Here is a 20,264-nt window from a genome sequence, read left to right as displayed (position 1 = left end):
CACGCTTCCTTCAGACCCCGCCTCACGGCGACGCCCTTGCGCTTCGCTAGTCCTTCACCGCCATCAGGCTGGACAGAGGACTTCCACCTCCAAGCTGTCGATCATGCTCGGCACACCGTAGGGGGGGTTCGCGGCAGCGAACCCAACAGGATCGGGGGCCGCGATGGCGGCGCGATGTTGGGTTCGCCAACGCGAACCCAACCTACGCTGTTACCCCGTGTCCGGGGACTTTGGCCTGCGGCTGCCGGCGGAGCGGGGCTCGGGCGTATCCTTGGGCGGATCATCCTCGCCGTCCTCGGACGGCAGGAAGCCCAGATGCTCCATGGCCACGTCGGCCATTTCGAGCCAGCGCTTCACATTCGGCGGGAAGTCCCAGCGCCGGCACAGGGCCGCCACCGCGACCTCGGCCCGGCTGGCCTCGATGAACTCGGCCACCTCCGGCTGCTCCACCCGCTCGCACACCTCGGCGGCGTGGCGCTGGACCTCCTCGGGGTCTTCGGACGATTCGTAGGCCGCCGCCAGCATCGCCAGCTTCACCCGCAGCGCGTGCCAGTCCTCCTCGGCCGCCTCGCGCTTGGCCGCGGCCTTGCGCCGCTCGTCGCGATGATGGGCGAACTTGTCCTCCAGGAGCAGGGTCAGCCGCAGCGACTTCGTGATCACGGCGATGCGCTGGCCATAGTCGACGCCGGGTTGCGGCGCCTCCACCGCCTCGGTGCGGGTCGCCTCGATGATCTCCATATGGACGTCCGCCGCCCGGGCGAGCATGCGCAGATGCCGCGCCGTCCGCTCCTCCGCGGGACTGGCCGGGGCTTCCGAAATCGAATCGGTCTGCGCGGTGTCCATAGAACGTAGCATGAACGTGATCGCAGATTAATACAAGTGCACAATGTGTTAACAACTCGCCCGATTCCCGGCTCAGGCGGCGAAGCGCGCAAACCCGACCTCCGTTCACTCCGCTCCGGCCGGTCCTAGACCTCGACCTCAACCAGCGCGGTCTCGGGCTGGGAGCAGCAGGCGAGGATCCAGCCTTCGGCGATCTCGTCGTCGGCGATGCCGCCATTGTGCTCCATCCGCACCTCGCCCTTCAGCTTGCGCACCAGGCAGGTGCCGCAGAGCCCCTGGCGGCAGGCGGTCGGGATGCGCAGGCCGCAGCCCTCCGCCGCCTCCAGCACGGTCTGGCCCGACAGCACCGCCGCCTTGCGGCCGGAGAGGGTGAAGGCCACCTGCATCCCCTCCCCCGCCGCCTTGGCCGGCGGCGCGATCGGGGCCGCGACCGGCACCGGCGCCGGGGTGGCGCCGAAGCTTTCCTCGTGCCAGCGCGCACCGGGCACGCCGAGTTCGCCCGCCACATGCCGGGCCGCGTCCATGAACCGGTCCGGGCCGCAGCAGAACACCGTCCGCCCGGCCAGATCCGGGCACAACGCCGAGAGCAGCGCCAGCTCGAGCCGGCCGCTGGCCCAGCCCTCGCCCGCCGGCGCGCCGGTGACGACGAAGCGCAGCCGCAGGCCCGACGCCACCTCGGCCATGTAGCCCAGCTCCGACCGGAACAGCAGATCCTGCGGCCGCCGGGCGAAAAGGACGTAGACCACATCAGTCTGCGGCGCGGTGTCGAACAGCCAGCGCGCCATCGACATCATCGGCGTGGCGCCGCTGCCGGCGGACAGGAACAGGTAGCGTTCGGCCGGGTGGTCGAGCAGCGAGAAGCGGCCGGTGGGCCCGTGCGCCGTCAGCGCGTCGCCGACCTTGAGCTTGTCGAACAGCCAGCGCGTGGCGACGCTGCCCGGCTGCACCTTGGCGGTGATCTTGGCGTGGTGCGGCCGCGACGGGGTCGAGGCCAGGGTGTAGGTGCGCAGCACCGGCTCCGGCCCCGCCGGCAGCTCCAGGGTCACGAACTGGCCGGGGCGGTAGGAGAACCAGCTGCCGTCCTCCGCCTCGAAGCGGAAGGTGCGGACGTCCGGCGCCTCCTCGCGGATGCCGATGCAGCGCAGCCGCGCGGTCTTCGCGTTCCACAGCGCCGGCGTCGCGGTCAGAGGCCCGGGCACGTCCCGCCCCTACGCCACGTCGCGGATCGAGGTGGCGCCGGTGCCGCCGCCGAGCCGGTGGGTGAGGGTGTCGGCGTACCAGTCGACGAACTGGATCACCGCCCCCTCATGCATCTTCGAATACGGCCCGGGCTCATAGGCCGGGGACAGGATGCCGCGCTGGTTCTCCTCGACGATGCGGCGATCCTCGTCATTGGTCGCGGACCACACCTCGGTCAGGGCCCTGAGGTCGTAGTCGACGCCTTCGACCGCGTCCTTGTGCACCAGCCATTTGGTGGTGACCTCGGTCTCGGTCGGGCTGATCGGCAGGATGCGGAAGCTCAGCGCGTGGTCGGCCAGCAGGTGGTTCCAGCTGTTCGGGTAGTGGTACAGCAGCATCGAACCGAGCTTGGTGGTCGGGAACTCGGCCAGCAGGCGGCTCACCGCGGGCTGGCCGCTCATGGTCATCGAATGGGCGTCGTTGATGAACGGCACCCGCATCACCCGGTACTGCATGTCGTCCGAGATCTGGTAGCGGCTGGGCAGGCCGATCGCCTCGCAGCTCTGCCAGTGCTCGAGGATGGCGGGATTCTCCTCCATCCCCTGCTGGCCGCTGGTCAGGGTCGGCTGGTCGGAGAAGACGCGGCACAGCTCCGGATGGTTGGCGGAGCAGTGGTAGCATTCGCGGTTGTTCTCCATCACCAGCTTCCAGTTGCCGCGCTCGATGATGGTCGAGCTGTGGGCGACCTTGGCCTCGGCCAGGAAATGCGGCGCCATATAGGGCTCGACCATGCGCCGGAACGGCTCGAAGTCGCGCGGCTGCTCGGCCAGCGAGATGAAGATCCAGCCGCCGACCTCGTGGCACGCCACCGGCTTCAGCCCGAACTGCGCCGGGTCGATGTCGTCCATCATGTCGCGGGCGAAGATCAGCTTGCCCTCGAGGTCGTAGGTCCACTGGTGATAGGGGCAGACCAGCCGCGGGCGCGAGCCGCGCTCGTCGGTGCACAGGCGCGAGCCGCGGTGGCGGCAGACATTGTGGAAGGCGCGGATGGCGCGGTCGCGGCCGCGCACCACGATCACCGGATATTCGCCGATCTGCACGGTCAGGAAATCACCCGGCCGGGTCACCTCGCAGGCATGGCCGATGAACAGCCAGTCCTTGTAGAAGATGTGCTCCAGATCCAGCGCGAGATAGGCGGGGCTGGTGTAGAAATCCCGCTTCAGGCTGAAGCCCGGTGCACGGGACAGCAGATCCATCAACATGGCCGAACGCGCTTCCATACCCGATCTTCTCCTATGGGCACGGTCGCAGATGTGGCTTCCGGGTACGCGCCCCCGAGGACCGGCGACCGAACCGGACCCTCGCGAACATGCCCGCCGACCGCCCACCGCGATCATCGAGACAAACTCCTTCGAGGCTGGTTTCCGGGCTCCGGCGGGCTTCTTGGCCGGTGCGGCGCCTTCCCGGATCGCTCCAGTGGCCCCTGCCGCACCTTACACCGCCGTTACCGTTGCGGGGGCAGCGCCGGGTTCACACCGGCTTCCCAATTCTCCGATCCGCCGCTGCTCTGTTCCACAGCATCGGACCGGCACCTCTTGGCGGCGATCATGGCGCGACTCCGCGGCCCCGCACGCTCCAGAGCCGACACGCCATGACGCGGCTGCGACACGGCATTTTCTGCTGCGGCATGGCCGCGCTGCGCCAGCGCCTGCCGCGGCACGGCGCGATTGCGCAGCCCCTGCCGCCGCCGCCGGCGCATCCTCGGGGGCATCGATACCGGAGGACGCACCATGAATCTGACCGATTTCAAGATCCTGACCTTCGACTGCTACGGCACGCTGATCGACTGGGAGACCGGCATGGTCAACGCGCTGGCGCCGCTGACCGCCCGCGCCAAGCAACCGCTGACCCGCGACCGGATCCTGGAGGCGCATGCCCGCCATGAATCGGCGCAGCAGCGCTGGACCCCGGCGCGTCGCTACAGCGAGCTGCTGGCGATCGTCTACAAGCGCCTGGCCGAGGAATGGGGCGTGGCGGCGAGTTGGGAGGAGGCGCTGGCCTATGGCCGCTCGATCAAGGACTGGCCGGCTTTCGCCGACACCGCCGGCGCGCTGCAGTACCTGAAGAAGTACTACAAGCTGGCGATCCTCTCGAATGTCGACAATGCCAGCTTCGCCCTCAGCAACGTCCGGCTGCAGGTCGAGTTCGACGCCGTCTTCACCGCCGAGGACATCGGCAGCTACAAGCCGGCGTCGCGCAACTTCGACTACATGCTGGAGAAGCTGGGCGGCATGGGCATCGCCCCGGGCGAGGTTCTGCACACGGCGGAGAGCCTGTTCCACGACCACGAGCCGGCGACGGCGGCGGGCCTGGCCACCTGCTGGATCCACCGCCGTCATGCCGAGGGCGGCTTCGGCGCCACCATGAAGCCGGCGACCGAGCCCAAGGTCGATTTCCGCTTCACCAGCATGGCGGAACTGGCCAAAGCTCATCAGGAAGCCTTGCGCGGTTAAATCCCGCGGCCGATCGGACGAGGGGAAGGATGGCGCCGAAGCTGGACCGGATCGACATCGCCATCCTGGCCCGGCTGCAGGCCGATGGGCGGATCACCAACGCCGCGCTGGCGGAGGCGGTCGGCCTGTCGCCCAGCCCCTGCCTGCAGCGGGTGAAGCGGCTGGAGGCGGCGGGCTATATCGCCGGCTACGGCGCCCGCATCGCTTTGGCCAGGCTGACCGAGACCGTGACGGTGTTCACCGAGGTGACGCTGAGCGACCACCGGCGCGAGGACTTCATCCGCTTCGAGGCCGGGCTGGCCACGGTCGAGGAGCTGCTGGAGTGCCACATGGTCAGCGGCGGCTACGACTACCTGCTGCGCTTCCTGACCCGCAGCATCGCCCATTACCAGCAGGTGATGGAGGCGCTGCTGGACCGGCGCCTCGGCATCGAGAAGTACTTCAGCTACATCGTCATCAAGTCGCCGATCCTGCGCCAGGCCGCCCCGCTGCAGAAGCTGCTGCGGGAAAACGAGTAGGTTGGGTTCGCTTTGGCGAACCCAACACCGGTCCCGTCGCGCGATGTTGGGTTCGCGAACGCGAACCCAACCTACGTCCGACGGCTGCCTATCCCGTCGCCAGGCCGCGCAAATTGCGGTTGGCGACGGCCAGCATCGACAGGTCGACCTGGTCCAGCGCCTTCAGCTCCGACACCAGCTGGTCGATCCGGTCCACCGGGGCGCGGCGATGGTCGACCCAGGCCTCGACCGCCGCCGCCCCGGCAGCGCCCGCCGGCGCGTCCTGCAGCGCGCGCACCGCCAGGTCGGCCTGCAGCGTGTACAGGTCGTCGACGATCGCCCCCACCGCCTGCTTCTGCCAGTGGTTGGTCGCCGGCATCCGGTACGCGCCGTCGCGCAGCCAGGCCAGGCCCAGCCGGCGGCCGGTCTCGAAATAGACCGACGCCACCTCGCTGACGCCGCGCCCGGCCTGGTCGGCAATGCGGATGATGTCCAGCCCCGCCGCCCACAGGTTCAGCCGGGCGACACGGCGCGCCAGCTCCTCCGGGAAGCCGGCCTCGACGAAGCCCTGGGCGCGGGCGTCGATCACGGCGCGGGCGTCGTCGAAGATCGCGGCGTCCAGCTGGCTCTCCAGCTCGGCCAGGCCGGGCTTGAGATGCGCCACGTCCTGGCTGATGTTCAGGCCGCGGCCCTGCTGCCGCAGGATCCAGGCGACACAGCGCTCGATCAGCCGCCGGGTCGCCAGCATGGCGCGGATCTGGGCCTGGGCCTGGGCCTTGTTGTCCAGCGCCTCGACCGCCGCCCAGATGTCGCGCAGGCCGAAGCCGTCGCGCACGATCAGATAGGCGCGGGCGATGTCGGCCACGCCCATGCCGGTCTTGTCCACCAGCTCGGAGACGAAGGTGGCGCCGACCCGGTTCACCATGCTGTTGGTGACGTGGGTGGCCACGATCTCGCGCCGCAGCCGGTGCTGCGCGATGGCGTCCTTGAAGCGCTCGCGCAGCGCCGTCGGGAAGTACAGCACCAGGTCGTCGACCAGGGCCGGGTCGTCCGGCAGGTCGCTGGCCAGCAGCGCGTCGTAGATGGTGATCTTGGCATAGGCCAGGATCACCGCCTGCTCCGGCCGGGTCAGCCCCTCGCGGTTGCCGGAGCGCTGGGTCAGATCCTCATCGGTCGGCAGCATCTCGATCACGCGGTCGAGCTTGCCGGCCTTCTCCAGCCCGCGCATGAAGCGGGCCTGCTGGTCCAGCAGCTCGAAGCCTTCGCCGACCGCGAGCGACAGCGCCTGGCTCTGCAGGTAGTTGTCGCGCAGCACCAGATGGCCGACCTCCTCGGTCATGCTCTCCAGCACCACGTTGCGCTGCTTCAGCGTCAGGTCGCCGGCCTGGACCACGGCGCCCAGCAGGATCTTGATGTTGACCTCGTGGTCCGAGGTGTCGACGCCGGCCGAGTTGTCGATGAAGTCGGTGTTCAGCTTGCCGCCCGAGCCGCCGGCGCCGATGCGGGCGAATTCGATGCGGCCGAACTGGGTGACGCCGAGATTGGCGCCCTCGCCGATCACCCGGGCGCGGACGTCGCGGCCGTTGATGCGCAGCGCGTCATTCGCCTTGTCGCCGACATCGGCGTGGCTCTCGCGGCTGCTCTTCACATAGGTGCCGATGCCGCCGAACCACAGCAGGTCGACCTGGGCCCGCAGCATCGCCTGCATCAGTTCGTTCGGCGGCACCGTCTCGCGCTCGATGCCGAAGCGGGCGCGGATTTCGGGCGACAGCTTGACCGACTTGGCGCGGCGCTCATAGACCGCGCCGCCGGGCGACAGCTTCGCCGCATCGTACTGGTCCCAGGAGCCGCGGCCGAGGTCGAACAGCCGCTTGCGCTCGGCGAAGCTGGTCGCCGCGTCCGGGTCCGGGTCGACGAAGATGTGCAGGTGGTTGAAGGCGCCGAACAGGCGGATGTGCTCGGACAGGATCATGCCGTTGCCGAACACGTCGCCCGACATGTCGCCGACGCCGACGCAGGTGAAGTCCTGGGCCTGGATGTCGGTGCCGAGCTCGCGGAAATGCCGCTTCACCGATTCCCAGGCGCCGCGGGCGGTGATGCCCATCTTCTTGTGGTCGTAGCCGGCCGAGCCGCCGGAGGCGAAGGCATCGTCGAGCCAGAAGCCGTAATCCTGGCTGACGCCGTTGGCGATGTCGGAGAAGGTGGCCGTGCCCTTGTCGGCCGCGACGACGAGGTACGGATCGTCCTCGTCATGCCGGACGACGCGCTCCGGATGCGTGGTCTCGCCGCCGACGATGGTGTCGGTGATGTCGAGCATCCCGCGCATCAGGATCTTGTAGCATTCGACGCCTTCGGCCTGGAACGCCTCGCGCCCGGCCGCGGCCGCCGGCGGCCGCTTCAAGACGAAGCCGCCCTTCGAGCCGACCGGCACGATGACGGTGTTCTTCACCATCTGCGCCTTCATCAGCCCCAGGATCTCGGTGCGGAAATCCTCGCGCCGGTCGGACCAGCGGATGCCGCCGCGGGCGACCTTGCCGCCGCGCAGGTGCACGCCCTCCATGCGCGGGCTGTAGACGAAGATCTCGCGCCAGGGCCGCGGCAGCGGCAGCTCCTCGAGCGACAGGCTGTCCAGCTTCAGCGACAGGTAGGATTTCGGCCGGCCCTGGTCGTCGGCCTGGAAGTAGTTGGTGCGCAGAGTCGACCGCACCAGGTTCAGGTAGCGGCGGAGGATGCGGTCCTCGTCCAGGTTGGTCACCGCGTCCAGCGCGTGCTCGATCTCGACCAGCATGCCGCGGATCGCCACCTCGCGGTCGCCGGTCAGCTCCGGGTCGAAGCGGGTGGCGAACATGCGGACGATGGCGCGCGTCGTCTCCGGATGCGCCACCAGCGTGTCCTCGATCGTCTCCTGGCTGAAGGCGAAGCGGGCCTGGCGCAGGAACTTGGCATAGGCGCGCAGGAGCGTGATCGACCGCCAGTCGAGCCCGCCGGCCAGCACCAGCCGGTTCAGCCGGTCGTCCTCCATGTCGCCGGTCCAGATCCGCTCGAAGGCGGTCTGGAACACGGCCTTCAGGCGGTTCAGGTCGATCGGGTCGCCGCTGCGGCTGCGCATCTCGAAATCATGGATCCAGACCGGCCCGTGGGCCTGGCCGATCGCTTGGATGCTGACCTCGGTCGGGAGCTCCGACACCACCTTGAAGCCGAGATGCTCCAGCATCGGCAGCACGTCGGACAGCGGCACCGGCGTGCCGCGGTGGTACAGCTTGAAGCGCAGCTCGTGCGGCGCCGCCTCGATCGGGCGGAACAGGTGCAGCCCGATCTCGCCGTCCTCGTCGATCTCCTCGATCCGCTCGATGTCGACGATCGCCGCCGCCGGCGTGGTCTCCTCGCGGTAGCCGGCCGGGAACGCCTCGGCGTAGCGGCGCAGCAGGATCAGCCCCTGCTCCTCGCCCTTGGTCTCGACCAGCGCCGACTGCAGCAGGTCGGACCAGCTGCGCCCGGCCTCGACCAGCCGCTCCTCGATCACGTCGACCGGCTCGCCAGGATCACTTCCAGGGGTGCCGGCGCCCGCCTCGGTCTTGATCAGGAAGTGGACGCGGGCATGCGCCCCTTCGGACATCTGGGTGGTGAAGGCCGTGACCGCGCCGCCATAGGCCTTCTGCAGGATCTTCTGGATGCGGTAGCGCAGGTCGGTGTTGTAGCGGTCGCGCGGCACGTAGACGAGGCAGGAGACGAAGCGCCCGAACGGGTCGCGGCGCACGAACAGCGCCGTGCGCTGGCGTTCCTGCAGGTGCAGGACGCCCATGCCGATGTCGAGCAGCTGCTCCTCGGAGATCTGGAACAGCTCGTCGCGCGGATAGGTGTCGAGGATATGGCCCAGCGCCTTGCCGTCATGGCTGCGCGGGTCCATCCCGGCGCGCGCCAGGGTGCGGCTGACCTTGGCCCGCAGATAGGGGATGTCGCGGGCGCTGCGGCTGTAGGCGACCGAGGTGAACAGGCCGACGAACATGTGGTCGCCCTTCACCTCGCCGGCCTCGTCGAAGATCTTGATGGTGAAGACGTCGAGATGCACCGGCCGGTGCACCGTCGCCTTCAGGCTGGCCTTGGTGACGGTCAGCGGCGCCGTGCTGCGCAGCATCGACTGCGCCTCTTCCGACATCCGGTCGTAGCGGCGGGCGCCGTCGAACACCGAGACCTCGGCCTGGCGCAGGATGCCCAGGCCGCTGTCCGGCACGATCGCGATCTCGAGCCCGTCCTCGCTGCGGGCGAAGTCGTAGCGGCGATAGCCCAGGAAGGTGAAATGGTCGTCCTCGAGCCATTCCAGGAAGGCGATGATCTCGCGCGTCTCGCCGGGGTCGACCGGCAGCGCCTTGTGGTCGAGCTCCTCGAGCACGCTGCGGATCTGCTGCCGCATCGCGCCCCAATCCTCGACCGCGGCGCGGACATCGGCCAGCACGCCGCGCAGCGTCGCCGCGATCCGGTCGAGCGTCGCCTGGTCGGTGCGCTCGTCGACCTGGACATGCATGAAGCTCTCGGCCGCCACCCCTTCGCCAAGTTGGCCTTCGGGCGCCGTGGCCGGGTCCTGCACGTCGGTCAGCCGGCCCTGGGCGTCGCGGGTCACGGCCAGGATCGGATGCACCACCAGATGCACGGTCAGGCCGAGCTCGGACATCGCCGCGGTCACCGAATCGACCAGGAACGGCATGTCGTCGTTGATGATCTCGATCACGGTGTGCGGGCTGCGCCAGCCGTAATCGTCATAGACCGGATTGAAGATCCGGATCTTGACCTCGCCCTTGCGGCGCTCGCCGCCGAACTGCAGCAGGCCGAGGGCGACGCTGTAGAGGGTGTCCGTGCCCTCGCGCAGCACGTCGTGCGGCGGCACGTTGCGGAAGTACAGGCGGGTGAACCGCTCGGCCATTCCTCCCTTCGCCGGGTCGAGCCGCTGCTTGGCCAGGGTCACGACACCATCGACGATTTCGGCCTTGTGCTGATCGGCCTTTGACATCCTGCAGACTCCAGAGAGCGTGCGGCCCGGCCCCTCTCGAAACCATATTGGGCCGCATCAGGGCCCCAAGGGCATACAATCAACCCGGGTAAAAGGAAACCGCCGAACCGTGACGGTTCGACGGCATCCTCCGCCGGTTTTGTCAGACGATACGGACGGTCAGGACATTCCGGGTCACAAAGTCTCCGCAATCCGGTCTGAAATAACCCATCGTTGGTGCGGAACGTTCGCTTCGAACGTGTTCTGGACGGCGGCCCCGCTTCGCCTGTATGGAAGTACAGTATTGGAAGAAATGATTCCGCCGCCAAAACGAGAAAGAGAGAGCGTGTTGTCGAACCGTCATCGCCCCTCGCCGACCCTCTTCATCGCACTCGCCGCGGCCGCCCTGCTGGGCGCCTGCCAGACCACCGGACGGCAGGCGCAGATCCCGCCCTATGATTTCCCGAAGGTGTCCAGCGCCTGGCATGACGAGGTCAAGGTCGTCTACACCGGCACGCTCCAGGTCGGGCGGCCCTGCACCGTGCTGCGCCGCGACGACGGCAGCGAGGTGTCGATCCAGGGCAAGCCGGTCCCGGTCCGGATCGGCGACCGCATCACCATCTCCGGCCCGACCGCGAAATGGTCGCTGTGCCAGACGCTGGAGACGATCCGCGCCGACCAGCTCGACGTCATGACCAGCGCCTATCTGCCGGCCGCCGGCGGCACCGCCGTGACCGTGGCCCCCGGCGCCGTGATCGTGCAGCCGATGCCCTGATCGCCGGCATGGCGGCATAGGGATTTTAACGGAGCGCAGGCATACTCCCGCCCGGACACGGGAGGGGAGGCCCGGATGCTCTACGCCATTCTCTGCTACAACTCGGAAGAGGTCCTCGGCGCCTGGACGCAGGAGGAGGACGACGCGGTCATGGCCCGGCTCGACATCGTCCACCGGCGGCTGGCGGCGGAAGGCAAGCTCGGCCCCGCGGCGCGGCTGGCCTTCACCAGCGCCGCGACCACGCTGATGAAGGGCCACCAGCCGCCGCTGGTGATCGACGGCCCCTATGCCGAGACCAAGGAGCAGATGCTCGGCTTCTACGTGGTCGACTGCGACTCGCAGGACGAGGCGGTCGCCATCGCCCAGGAGCTGGAGCAGGCGAATCCCGGCGTCGGCGGCTACGAGATCCGCCCGGTCCGGCTGTTCCTGCCCGGCACCCGCGGGGGCTGACGCCGGCCGTTCCGAATCCGCACGGCTTGACTCTGGCGCGCCGTGGTGGATTTATATTGGAACAAATACGGAACATAGTGCCCCGCCATGTCTGCCCTCGCCGCCCTGCGCGAGCGCCTGAACCGGTTCGGATCCGCGGTCGAGGATCCGGGAGTCCTGCCGCTCGCTTTGCCCCCGATCGATGACCGCCTGCCGCGCGGCGGGCTGCCGCTCGGCCGGTTGCACCGGGTCGCCGGCGCCGGCGATGACGCGGCCGGGGCGGCGGCCACCGGCTTCGCCGCGCGGCTGCTGGCCCGGCTGCAGCGCCGCGGGCCGGTGCTGTGGTGCGCCGCGGCCGACGACCTGTACCCGCCGGCCCTGGCCGCGCTGGGCCTGGCACCGGACCGGCTGATCCTGGTCCGGCCGCGCGACGAGAACGGCGTGTTGGCGGTGACGGAGGAGGCTTTGCGCACCGAGGGCTTCGGCGCCGTGCTGGCCGAGGCGGCGCGCGCCGACCTGCTGGCCGAGCGGCGGCTGCAGCTGGCCTGCGAGGCCCGCGGCACCACCGCCCTGCTGCTGCAGCGCCGGCCGATCGCGCCGCGCGCCGGCCGCGACGGCATCGCCCGGGCGGGCGCCAGCGCCGCGGGGACCCGCTGGACCGTGGCCCCGGCGCCGAGCGGCGGCGCCGCCGCCTGGGTCGGGCCGGCGCGCTGGGACCTGGCCCTGACCCACCGCCGCGGCGGCCGGCCCGGCCGCTGGATCGTGGAGACCGAGGATGGGACGGATCGTCTCGCTGTGGTTGCCGAACTGGCCGATCACGCGACTGAGACTGTCGACACCCGCCGACGCCTGGCCGGCTGAGCCGGTCGCGATCGTCGAGACCGTCGAGCAGCGGCGCCAGGTGGTGGCGGTGGACGACCGCGGCTGGGCCGCCGGCATCCGGCCGCGGCAGAAGGCGACCGACGCCCGCGCCGTGCTGCCGGCGCTGGTCCTGATCCCGGCCGACCACGCCGCCGACGCCCGGGCCCTGGCCCGGCTGGTGCGCTGGGCCGGCCGCTACAGCCCCGCCGTGGCCCCCTGCCCGCCCGGCGGGCTGTGGCTCGACATCGCCGGCTGCGCCCATCTCTGGGGCGGCGAGGACGGGCTGGTGGCCGACCTGGCCGCGCGGCTGGAGCGCTGGGGCCTGCCGGCGCGCATCGCCGTCGCCGGCAGCTTCGGCGCCGCCTGGGCGCTGGCCCATTTCGACAAAGCCGACCGGCGGATCCTGCCGGACGGCGCCGAGCGCGCGGCCCTGGCGTCCCTGCCCATGGCGGCACTGCGGCTGGGCGAGGACGAAGTCGCGGCGCTGCAGCGGATCGGCCTGACCCGGATCGGCGAGCTGCTGGCGGCGCCGCGCCCCGGCCTGGCCCGCCGCTTCGGCGCCGGGCCGCTGCTGCGGCTGGACCAGGCGCTGGGCCGGGCCGAGGAGACGGTCGGCTTCCGCCGGCCGCCGACGCCCTGGTTCGCCCGCCTGGCCTTCGCCGAGCCGATCGGCACGCCCGAGGACCTGCAGCGCGCCATCGCCGCGCTGGCCGCCGATCTTTGCGCCCGGCTGGAGGCGCGGATGATGGGCGCGGCGCAGTTCGCCGCCGCCTTCCACCGGGTCGACGGCCGCTGCCAGAGCATCGCCATCCGCACCGCTTTGCCGGTGCGCGACGCGGCGCGGGTCGGGCGCCTGCTGGCCGACCGGCTGGACCGGGTCGATCCCGGCTTCGGGGTCGAGGTGGCGACGCTGCGCGCCGACCGGGTGGCGCCGGTCGGCGGCCGCCAGGCGGGGCTGAGCAAGCTGGAGGGCGAGGGCGCCGGGATCGGGGATCTGGCCGGCTTCGTCGACATCGTCGGCAACCGCATCGGCTTCGACCGGATCTGGCGCCCGGCGGCGGTCGAGAGCCACCTGCCCGAGCGCTGCGTCGCCCCCCGGCCGCCGCTGGCGCCGGACCAGGGGAAGCCCTGGCCGCCCGGCTGGGTGCGGCCCCTGCGCCTGCTGCGCCGGCCGGAGCCGATCGAGGCGATCGCCCAGGTGCCGGACGACCCGCCGAGCAGCTTCCGCTGGGCCGGCGCGACCCACCGGGTGCGCCGCGCCGACGGGCCGGAGCGCATCGCCTATGAATGGTGGCGCCGGGCCCGGCCGCAGGACCGGGCCGAGCCCGACATGATCCGCGACTATTACCGGGTGGAGGACGACACCGGCCGCCGCTTCTGGGTCTACCGCGCCGGGCTGTACCAGGAAGGCGAGACCACGCGCTGGTTCCTGCACGGGATATTCGACTGATGGCCTCGGTCTCGTCCCATTCCTTTATTGTCATGCCCGGGCTTGACCCGGGCATCCCGGAATCTCGATGCCGCTCTGGGTGGCCCCTGGATCGCCGGGTCAAGCCCGGCGATGACAGAGAGAGGCCGCGGGTTGCGTCACAGGCGGCCTCGCCATGACCGCCTACGCCGAACTTCAGGTCACCACCAATTTCTCCTTCCTGCGCGGCGGGTCGCATCCGGCGGAGCTGGTGGAGACGGCGATCCTGCTGGGCCTGTCGGCCATCGCGGTGACCGACCGCAACTCCCTGGCCGGGATCGTGCGCGGCCATGTCGCCGCCAATCGCAACGAGAACCATCGCAAGGCCAGCCGCATCCCCTACATCGTCGGCTGCCGGCTCGACTTCGCCGATGCGCCCAGCCTGCTGTGCTACCCGACCGATATCGACGCCTATGGCCGCCTGTGCCGGCTGCTGACCGAGGGCAACAGCCGGGCGAAGAAGGGCGAGTGCCTGCTGTACCAGGCCGACCTGCTGCCGTTCAGCGACGGCCAGATCCTGGTGGCGCTGTCGCCCGACCGCATCGACGACGGTTTCGTCGCCCATCTCGACCGGCTGCGCTCGGACATGGGCAAGCGGGTCTATCTGGCGGCCAGCCACCGCTATCGCGGCGACGATGCCCGGCGGCTGGAGGATCTGCGGGAGGCGGCGTTCCGCACCCGGACCCTGCTGGTCGCCACCAACGACGTGCTGTACCACGTGCCAGAGCGGCGCCGGCTGCAGGACGCGCTCACCTGCATCCGTGAGCACTGCACCATCGACGACGCCGGCTGGCGGCTGGAGGCCAATGCCGAGCGGCACCTGAAGACCCCCGAGGAGATGGAGCGGCTGTTCCGCGACCATCCCTATGCGCTGGAGCGAACGGTCGAGATCGCCGAGCGCTGCCGCTTCGACCTGGACGAGCTGGTCAAGAGGTACCAGTACCCCGAGGAGATCACGCCGGATGGCGAGCCGGCCCAGGCCCGGCTGGAGCGGTTGGCCTGGGAGGGCGCGGCCAGGCTGTACCCCGCGGGCGTGCCGGCCGGGCTGCGCGGCCAGATCGAGAAGGAGCTGGCCCTGATCGGCCGGTGCGACTACGCGCCCTTCTTCCTGACCGTGGCCGACATCGTCGCCTACGCGAACAGCCAGGATATCCTGAACCAGGGCCGCGGCTCCGCCGCCAACAGCGTCGTCTGCTATTGCCTGGGCATCACCGCGGTCAATCCGGTCGAGGTCAACCTGCTGTTCGAGCGCTTCATCAGCGAGGAGCGCCACGAGCCGCCCGATATCGACGTCGATTTCGAGCATGAGCGGCGCGAGGAGGTGATCCAGCACATCTACGAGAAATTCGGCCGCCATCGCGCCGCCCTGACGGCCACCGTCATCTGCTACCGCACCCGCGCCGCGGTGCGCGATATCGGCAAGGCGATGGGCCTGTCGGAGGACATGATCGGCGCCCTGTCCGGCTCGGTCTGGGGCTGGAGCATGAACGGCCTGGACGAGAAACAGGTGCGCGAGGCCGGGCTGGACCCGGCCGATCCCCGGCTGCGCCTGGCGCTGGAGCTCGCGGTCGAGCTGATGGGCTTTCCCCGCCATCTCAGCCAGCACACCGGCGGCTTCGTCTTCGCCCGCAAGCGGCTGGACGAGCTGGTGCCGATCGAGAACGCGGCGATGGCGGACCGCACCGTCATCTGCTGGGACAAGGACGACATCGAGGCGCTGGGCATGCTGAAGGTCGACGTGCTGGCGCTGGGCATGCTGACCGCCCTGCGCCGCTGCTTCGACCTGCTGCACGCGCATTATCCGGAGACATTCCCCGAACGGCCGAAGCTGGGCCGCCGGCCGACCGACAAGGCGGTCTTCGACATGCTGAGCCGGGCCGATTCGATCGGCGTGTTCCAGGTCGAATCCCGGGCCCAGCAATCGATGCTGCCGCGGCTGAGGCCGCGGACCTATTACGACCTGGTGATCGAGGTCGCGATCGTCCGCCCCGGCCCGATCCAGGGCGACATGGTGCATCCGTATCTGCGCCGCCGCGACGGCATCGAGCCGGTGAGCTACCCGAAGGACGAGCTCAAGGAGGTGCTGGAGAAGACCATGGGCGTGCCGCTGTTCCAGGAGCAGGGCATGAAGCTGGCCATCGTCGCCGCCAAATTCACCCCGGCCGAGGCCGACAGCCTGCGGCGGGCGATGGCGACGTTCAAGAATGTCGGCACCATCCACAAATACGAGCGGCGCTTCATCGACGGCATGATCGCCAACGGCTATGAGCGCGACTTCGCCGAGCGCTGCTTCAACCAGATCAAGGGCTTCGGCAGCTACGGCTTCCCCGAGGCGCATGCCGCCTCCTTCGCCCTGCTGGTCTATGAGAGCGCCTGGGTCAAGCACCACCACCCCGAGGTGTTCTGCTGTGCCCTGATCAACTCCCAGCCCATGGGTTTCTACGCCCCGGCCCAGCTGGTGCGCGACGCGCGCGAGCACGGCGTCGAGATCCGCCCGGTCGACGTCAACCGCAGCGACTGGGACTGCACCCTGGAGCCGACCGGCGGCCGCGACCATGCCGTGCGCCTGGGCCTGCGGCTGGTGAAGGGGCTGAGCCAGGATGAGGGCGAGGAGATCGTGAAGCAGCGCCGCGCCGGCTACGCCTCGCCGGCCGAGCTGGTGCGCCGCGCCGGCGTTTCCGCCCGCGCCCTGAACCGGCTGGCCGAGGCTGCCGCCTTCGGCTCGGTGGGGCTGGACCGGCAGCAGGGGCTGTGGGCCGTGGCCGGGGTGGCGGGCGAGGCCCTGCCGCTGTTCGCCGCCCGCCCGGCCCAGCTGGCGCTGTTCGAGGAGGAAGCGGCGGAGCTGCCGCCTTTGCCGAGGGGGCTGGAGGTGCTGGAGGACTACGCCACCACCGGCCTGTCGCTGACCAGGCATCCGCTGGCGCTGCTGCGCCCGGCCCTCACCAGGCTCGGCATCGTCCCGGCGCGCAGCCTGCGCGACGACGAGACCCGCGACGGCGCCCGCATCCGGATCGCCGGCATCGTGCTGTTCCGGCAGCGGCCGCAGACCGCCAACGACACCATCTTCGTCACTGTCGAGGACGAAAGCGGTGCCGCCAACATCGTGGTCTGGTCGCATGTGTCGGAGCAGTACCGCCGCGCCGTCTATGCCGGCCGCCTGCTGGCCTGCGAGGGCCGGGTGCAGAAGGTCGGCGAGGGCGAGCACCAGGTGATCCATGTCGTGGCCGAGCGCTTCGTCGACTGGACCGACCAGCTGCCGGTCCTGGCCCGCGGCACCGACCAGGTGGTGCTCGACCCCGGCCACCAGGCCCGCCCCCGCGCCGACCCCAGCCGCGGCCACCGGGTGACGCTGCGCAGCCGCGACTTCAAGTGAGAGAGCCGCGCCTTCCCGCGGCCGCAAAACCCGGCTAAAGCTCCGCCCCATGTCCCTGCTGCGCGGCATGGCGACGGTCGGGGGGTTGACGGCCGTCAGCCGCATTGCCGGATTCGCCCGCGATATCCTGACCGCCTCGCTGCTGGGCGCGGGGCCGATGGCCGACGCCTTCGTGATCGCGATCAAGCTGCCCAACCTGGCCCGGCGCCTGTTCGCCGACGGCGCCTTCATGGTCACCTTCGTGCCGCAATACGCGGCCGAGCGGGGCGAGAACGGCCGCGCCGCGGCGCTGGCCTTCGCCGGCGAGGTGCTGGCGGCGCTGCTGGCGGTGCTGATCCCGCTGACCGTGCTGGCGCTGCTGGCCATGCCCGCCATCCTGGCGGTGATCGCCCCCGGCTTCGTCGCCGACCCGGTGCGCGAGGCGCTGGCACTGGATTATGCCCGGCTGGCCTTCCCCTACCTGCTGCTGATGTCGGTCTCGGCCCTGCTCGGCGGCGTGCTGAACGCGCAGGAGAAGCTGGCCCCCTTCGCCGCGGCGCCGATCCTGTTCAACCTGGTGCTGATCGCGGCGCTGCTGTTCGGCACCCATCTCGCCGGGTCGCCCGGCCGGGCCCTGGCGATCGGCGTCACCCTGTCCGGCATCGTCCAGCTGGCCTGGCTGGCGCTGGCCTGCCGCCGCCACGGCGTGCCGGTGCGGCTGATGCCGCCCCGAATCGGGCCGCGGCTGCGCCGGCTGGTGGTGCTGATGGGGCCGGGTGCGATCGGCGCCGGCATCACCCAGATCCAGATGGTGCTGAACACCCTGATCGCCAGCTTCCTGCCGGCCGGCGCGGTCAGCGCCCTCTACTACGCCGACCGGCTGACCCAGCTGCCGCTCGGCATCGTCGGCATCGCGCTGGGCACCGCCCTGCTGCCCACCCTGACCCGTCTGCTGGTCGAGGACCGGGCCGACGACGTCGCGGCGACCCAGAGCCGGGCGATCGAATACGGGCTGCTGCTGGGCCTGCCCGCCGCCGCCGGGCTGATCCTGCTGGCCGGGCCGATCGTGCATGGGCTGTTCGAGCGCGGCGCCTTCGGGCCGGAGCAGACCGTGGCGGTGGCCGGGGCGCTGGCCGCCTACGCCGCCGGCATCCCGGCCTATATCCTGATCCGGGTGTTCTCGACCCTGTGCTTCGCCCGGCAGGACACGGCGACGCCGATGCGCACCGCCCTGGTGACCACGGTCCTGGCGGTGGCCGGCGCCATCCTGCTGATGCGCCCGCTGGGCCATGTCGGCATCGCGCTGGCCACCGGCGTCTCGGCCTGGGTGAATGCCGGCCTGCTGGCCTGGTCGCTGCGCCGCCGCGGCGCCCTGCCGGTCGATGCCGGGCTGCGCCGGCGCGGCGGCCGGATCCTGCTGGCGGCGCTGGGCATGGCGGCCGGGCTGCTGCTGGCCCGGCAGGGCATGACGGCGACCGGCGGCGCGGCCCTGGCGGCGCTGATCGCCGGCGGCGTCGCCCTCTACGCCGTGCTATGCTTGCTGCTGGGCGCGGTCGACCGCGGCGAGTTGGCCCGGTTCCGGCGCCGCGGGCATCAGGCGGGTTGACCCGGCTGTATCGCCCCGGCCATAAACCGAGCCTCCCCATCCCTCTGCGGCACCGGCGGACATGAAGCGCATCTTCTCGGGCATCCAGCCCACCCACGACATGCACCTCGGCAACTATCTCGGCGCGGTGCGGAACTGGGTGGCGCTGCAGGACGGGGCGGAGTTCGAGACCATCTACTGCGTCGTCGACCTGCATGCCCTGACCCAGCCGCAGAACCCGGTCGAGCTGCGCGCCCATATCCGCGAGCTGACCGCGACCCTGCTGGCCGTCGGCATCGACCCGGAGCGCAGCATCCTGTTCGCGCAGAGCCAGGTGCCCGCCCACAGCGAGCTGGCCTGGCTGTTCTCCTGCGTCACCCCGCTGGGCTGGCTGCGGCGGATGACCCAGTTCAAGGACAAGGCCGGCAAGCAGCAGGATGCGGCGATGCACGGGCTGCTCGCCTATCCCGTGCTGATGGCGGCGGACATCCTGCTGTACAAGGGCACGCATGTGCCGGTCGGCGAGGACCAGAAGCAGCATCTGGAGCTGACCCGCGACATCGCCCAGTCGTTCAACCAGCGCTACGGCGTCGAGTTCTTCCCGCTGCCGGAGCCGCAGATCCTGGGGTCGGCGACCCGGGTGATGAGCCTGCGCGACGGGTCGAAGAAGATGAGCAAGTCGGACGAGTCCGACTACAGCCGCATCAACATGACCGACGACGCCGACACCATCGCGCTGAAGTTCCGCCGGGCCAAGACCGACCCCGAGCCGCTGCCCACCGAGGCGGCCGGGCTGGCGGGCCGGCCGGAGGCGGAGAACCTGGTCAACATCTACGGCGCCCTGGCCGGCAAGGATGTCGATTCGGTGCTGGCCGAGTTCGGCGGCGCCCCGTTCTCGGCCTTCAAGGGCGCCCTGACCGACGTGGCGGTCGCGGTGCTGGCGCCGATCGGCGGCGAGATGCGCCGGCTGATGGCCGATCCCGGCCATGTCGACGCCGTGCTGCGCCGCGGCGGCGAGAAGGCGGCGGCGATCGCGGCGCCGGTGCTGGCCGAGACGCAGGACATCATGGGGCTGCTGCGGCCGTGAGGGAGCGCCCGATCTCGTCCCTGCCCAATCTCGGGCCGAAGACCGCGGAGTGGCTCGCCGCCGTCGGCATCACCACCGAGACGGAGCTGCGCGCCATCGGCCCGGTCGAGGCCTGGCAGCGCCTGAAGGCGGCGCAGCCGGAGCTGATCACGGTCAACGCGCTCTATGCCCTGCACGGCGCCCTGACCAACCAGCACTGGGCCTCGCTGCCTCAGGATCTGCGCGCCCTGCTGCGCAAGGACGCCGGGGTGGAGTGAGGCCGGCCGGTGGTCACCGGTACGGAAAGCTCTTATATTGAGGGCATGAGCCGCGCCCTGTCCCCGATCGAGTCCGAGTTCACCACGGTCGAAGAGGCCGCGGCCCATGACCGCTGGTTCCGCGCCAAGGTGGAAGCGGCCCTGGCCAGTACGCAGCCCTCGGTCCCCCATGACGAGGCGATGGCACGCCTGCGCGCGCTGATCGACGAGAAGCGGTAGGCCGACTGTCGTAGGTGCACCCCTCCACATGTCATTGCCGGGCTTGACCCGGCAATCCAGGGGCCACCCAGAGCGGCAGCGACATTCCCTGGATGCCCGGGTCAAGACCCTATGGGGAGTGGATAGCGACCGCGCCTGTGAGAGGTTGAGGTTGCTGAACCAACCCTGGAGGCGATGATGCAGAGTCCCGAAGGCCAGAGCACGACGGCCGCTAT

General features: G+C 70.5%; 15 protein-coding genes and 1 riboswitch. Of the genes, 11 read left to right on the top strand and 4 right to left on the bottom strand.

Annotated elements, in window-relative coordinates; all coding sequences use genetic code 11:
- Positions 1-210 precede the first annotated feature (210 nt).
- The 3 genes from ACTOWL_RS35000 to ACTOWL_RS34990 all read right to left on the bottom strand — a co-directional run bounded on the left by ACTOWL_RS35000 (position 211) and on the right by ACTOWL_RS34990 (position 3,302).
- Positions 211-855, bottom strand: a complete 645-nt coding sequence (locus tag ACTOWL_RS35000) for a hypothetical protein (protein ID WP_441325929.1) — start codon at positions 853-855, stop codon at positions 211-213.
- A 113-nt stretch (positions 856-968) separates the two neighbouring features.
- Positions 969-2,042 (bottom strand): 2Fe-2S iron-sulfur cluster-binding protein, encoded by a 1,074-nt coding sequence (locus ACTOWL_RS34995; RefSeq protein WP_441325928.1) that lies wholly within the window; start codon positions 2,040-2,042, stop codon positions 969-971.
- 9 nt (positions 2,043-2,051) lie between these two features.
- Entirely contained in the window at positions 2,052-3,302 is a 1,251-nt protein-coding gene (locus tag ACTOWL_RS34990; RefSeq protein WP_441325927.1) for an aromatic ring-hydroxylating oxygenase subunit alpha, read from the bottom strand.
- Positions 3,303-3,420: 118 nt separating this feature from the next.
- Positions 3,421-3,633, bottom strand: a riboswitch (cobalamin riboswitch).
- 179 nt (positions 3,634-3,812) lie between these two features.
- Between ACTOWL_RS34990 and ACTOWL_RS34985 the strand changes: the two genes are divergently transcribed.
- Together ACTOWL_RS34985 and ACTOWL_RS34980 are read left to right on the top strand one after the other, a co-directional pair.
- Complete coding sequence (locus ACTOWL_RS34985) at positions 3,813-4,535, top strand: haloacid dehalogenase type II (RefSeq protein ID WP_441325926.1); 723 nt, start codon at positions 3,813-3,815, stop codon at positions 4,533-4,535.
- Positions 4,536-4,564: 29 nt separating this feature from the next.
- Positions 4,565-5,053 carry an Lrp/AsnC family transcriptional regulator gene (locus ACTOWL_RS34980; protein WP_441325925.1) on the top strand — a complete coding sequence of 163 codons (489 nt, stop codon included), beginning with the start codon at positions 4,565-4,567 and terminating at the stop codon, positions 5,051-5,053.
- Positions 5,054-5,141: 88 nt separating this feature from the next.
- On the opposite strand, the gene ACTOWL_RS34975 is transcribed toward ACTOWL_RS34980, so the two are convergent.
- Positions 5,142-10,037 (bottom strand): NAD-glutamate dehydrogenase, encoded by a 4,896-nt coding sequence (locus ACTOWL_RS34975; protein WP_441325924.1) that lies wholly within the window; start codon positions 10,035-10,037, stop codon positions 5,142-5,144.
- 328 nt (positions 10,038-10,365) lie between these two features.
- Between ACTOWL_RS34975 and ACTOWL_RS34970 the strand changes: the two genes are divergently transcribed.
- The 9 genes from ACTOWL_RS34970 to relB all read left to right on the top strand — a co-directional run bounded on the left by ACTOWL_RS34970 (position 10,366) and on the right by relB (position 20,049).
- Positions 10,366-10,791 (top strand): hypothetical protein, encoded by a 426-nt coding sequence (locus ACTOWL_RS34970; RefSeq protein ID WP_441325923.1) that lies wholly within the window; start codon positions 10,366-10,368, stop codon positions 10,789-10,791.
- Between the two features lie 75 nt (positions 10,792-10,866).
- A complete protein-coding gene (locus ACTOWL_RS34965; RefSeq protein WP_441325922.1) occupies positions 10,867-11,241 on the top strand; it encodes a YciI family protein in 375 nt (124 codons plus the stop codon).
- 87 nt (positions 11,242-11,328) lie between these two features.
- A complete protein-coding gene (locus tag ACTOWL_RS34960) occupies positions 11,329-12,081 on the top strand; it encodes an ImuA family protein (protein ID WP_441325921.1) in 753 nt (250 codons plus the stop codon).
- Positions 11,996-13,531 (top strand): Y-family DNA polymerase, encoded by a 1,536-nt coding sequence (locus tag ACTOWL_RS34955; protein WP_441325920.1) that lies wholly within the window; start codon positions 11,996-11,998, stop codon positions 13,529-13,531. The genes ACTOWL_RS34960 and ACTOWL_RS34955 overlap by 86 nt, the downstream gene beginning before the upstream one ends.
- Before the next feature lie 154 nt (positions 13,532-13,685).
- A complete protein-coding gene (locus ACTOWL_RS34950) occupies positions 13,686-16,922 on the top strand; it encodes an error-prone DNA polymerase (protein WP_441325919.1) in 3,237 nt (1,078 codons plus the stop codon).
- A gap of 49 nt (positions 16,923-16,971) precedes the next feature.
- Positions 16,972-18,507, top strand: coding sequence for a murein biosynthesis integral membrane protein MurJ (gene murJ / locus ACTOWL_RS34945; protein ID WP_441325918.1), 1,536 nt, complete (start codon positions 16,972-16,974; stop codon positions 18,505-18,507).
- Positions 18,508-18,568: 61 nt separating this feature from the next.
- Complete coding sequence (trpS, locus tag ACTOWL_RS34940; RefSeq protein ID WP_441325917.1) at positions 18,569-19,573, top strand: tryptophan--tRNA ligase; 1,005 nt, start codon at positions 18,569-18,571, stop codon at positions 19,571-19,573.
- Positions 19,570-19,830: a TfoX/Sxy family protein gene (locus tag ACTOWL_RS34935; RefSeq protein ID WP_441325916.1), complete on the top strand. Its 261-nt coding sequence runs from the start codon at positions 19,570-19,572 to the stop codon at positions 19,828-19,830. The genes trpS and ACTOWL_RS34935 overlap by 4 nt, the downstream gene beginning before the upstream one ends.
- Positions 19,831-19,839: 9 nt before the next feature.
- A complete protein-coding gene (gene relB / locus ACTOWL_RS34930) occupies positions 19,840-20,049 on the top strand; it encodes a type II toxin-antitoxin system RelB family antitoxin (protein ID WP_441325915.1) in 210 nt (69 codons plus the stop codon).
- Positions 20,050-20,264: the final 215 nt, after the last annotated feature.

It is taken from the genome of Inquilinus sp. CA228 (assembly GCF_052078665.1).
Classification (GTDB): Bacteria; Pseudomonadota; Alphaproteobacteria; order DSM-16000; family Inquilinaceae; genus Inquilinus.
This window is presented reverse-complemented; position numbering and strand designations above follow the sequence as displayed.

Coding starts and splice junctions, on each gene's coding strand:
- ACTOWL_RS35000 (WP_441325929.1), bottom strand. CDS start 855: ATGCTACGTTCTATGGACACCGCGCAGACCGATTCGATTTCGGAAGCC.
- ACTOWL_RS34990 (WP_441325927.1), bottom strand. CDS start 3,302: ATGGAAGCGCGTTCGGCCATGTTGATGGATCTGCTGTCCCGTGCACCG.
- murJ (WP_441325918.1), top strand. CDS start 16,972: ATGTCCCTGCTGCGCGGCATGGCGACGGTCGGGGGGTTGACGGCCGTC.
- trpS (WP_441325917.1), top strand. CDS start 18,569: ATGAAGCGCATCTTCTCGGGCATCCAGCCCACCCACGACATGCACCTC.
- ACTOWL_RS34985 (WP_441325926.1), top strand. CDS start 3,813: ATGAATCTGACCGATTTCAAGATCCTGACCTTCGACTGCTACGGCACG.
- ACTOWL_RS34955 (WP_441325920.1), top strand. CDS start 11,996: ATGGGACGGATCGTCTCGCTGTGGTTGCCGAACTGGCCGATCACGCGA.
- ACTOWL_RS34965 (WP_441325922.1), top strand. CDS start 10,867: ATGCTCTACGCCATTCTCTGCTACAACTCGGAAGAGGTCCTCGGCGCC.
- ACTOWL_RS34975 (WP_441325924.1), bottom strand. CDS start 10,037: ATGTCAAAGGCCGATCAGCACAAGGCCGAAATCGTCGATGGTGTCGTG.
- ACTOWL_RS34960 (WP_441325921.1), top strand. CDS start 11,329: ATGTCTGCCCTCGCCGCCCTGCGCGAGCGCCTGAACCGGTTCGGATCC.
- ACTOWL_RS34950 (WP_441325919.1), top strand. CDS start 13,686: ATGACCGCCTACGCCGAACTTCAGGTCACCACCAATTTCTCCTTCCTG.
- ACTOWL_RS34980 (WP_441325925.1), top strand. CDS start 4,565: ATGGCGCCGAAGCTGGACCGGATCGACATCGCCATCCTGGCCCGGCTG.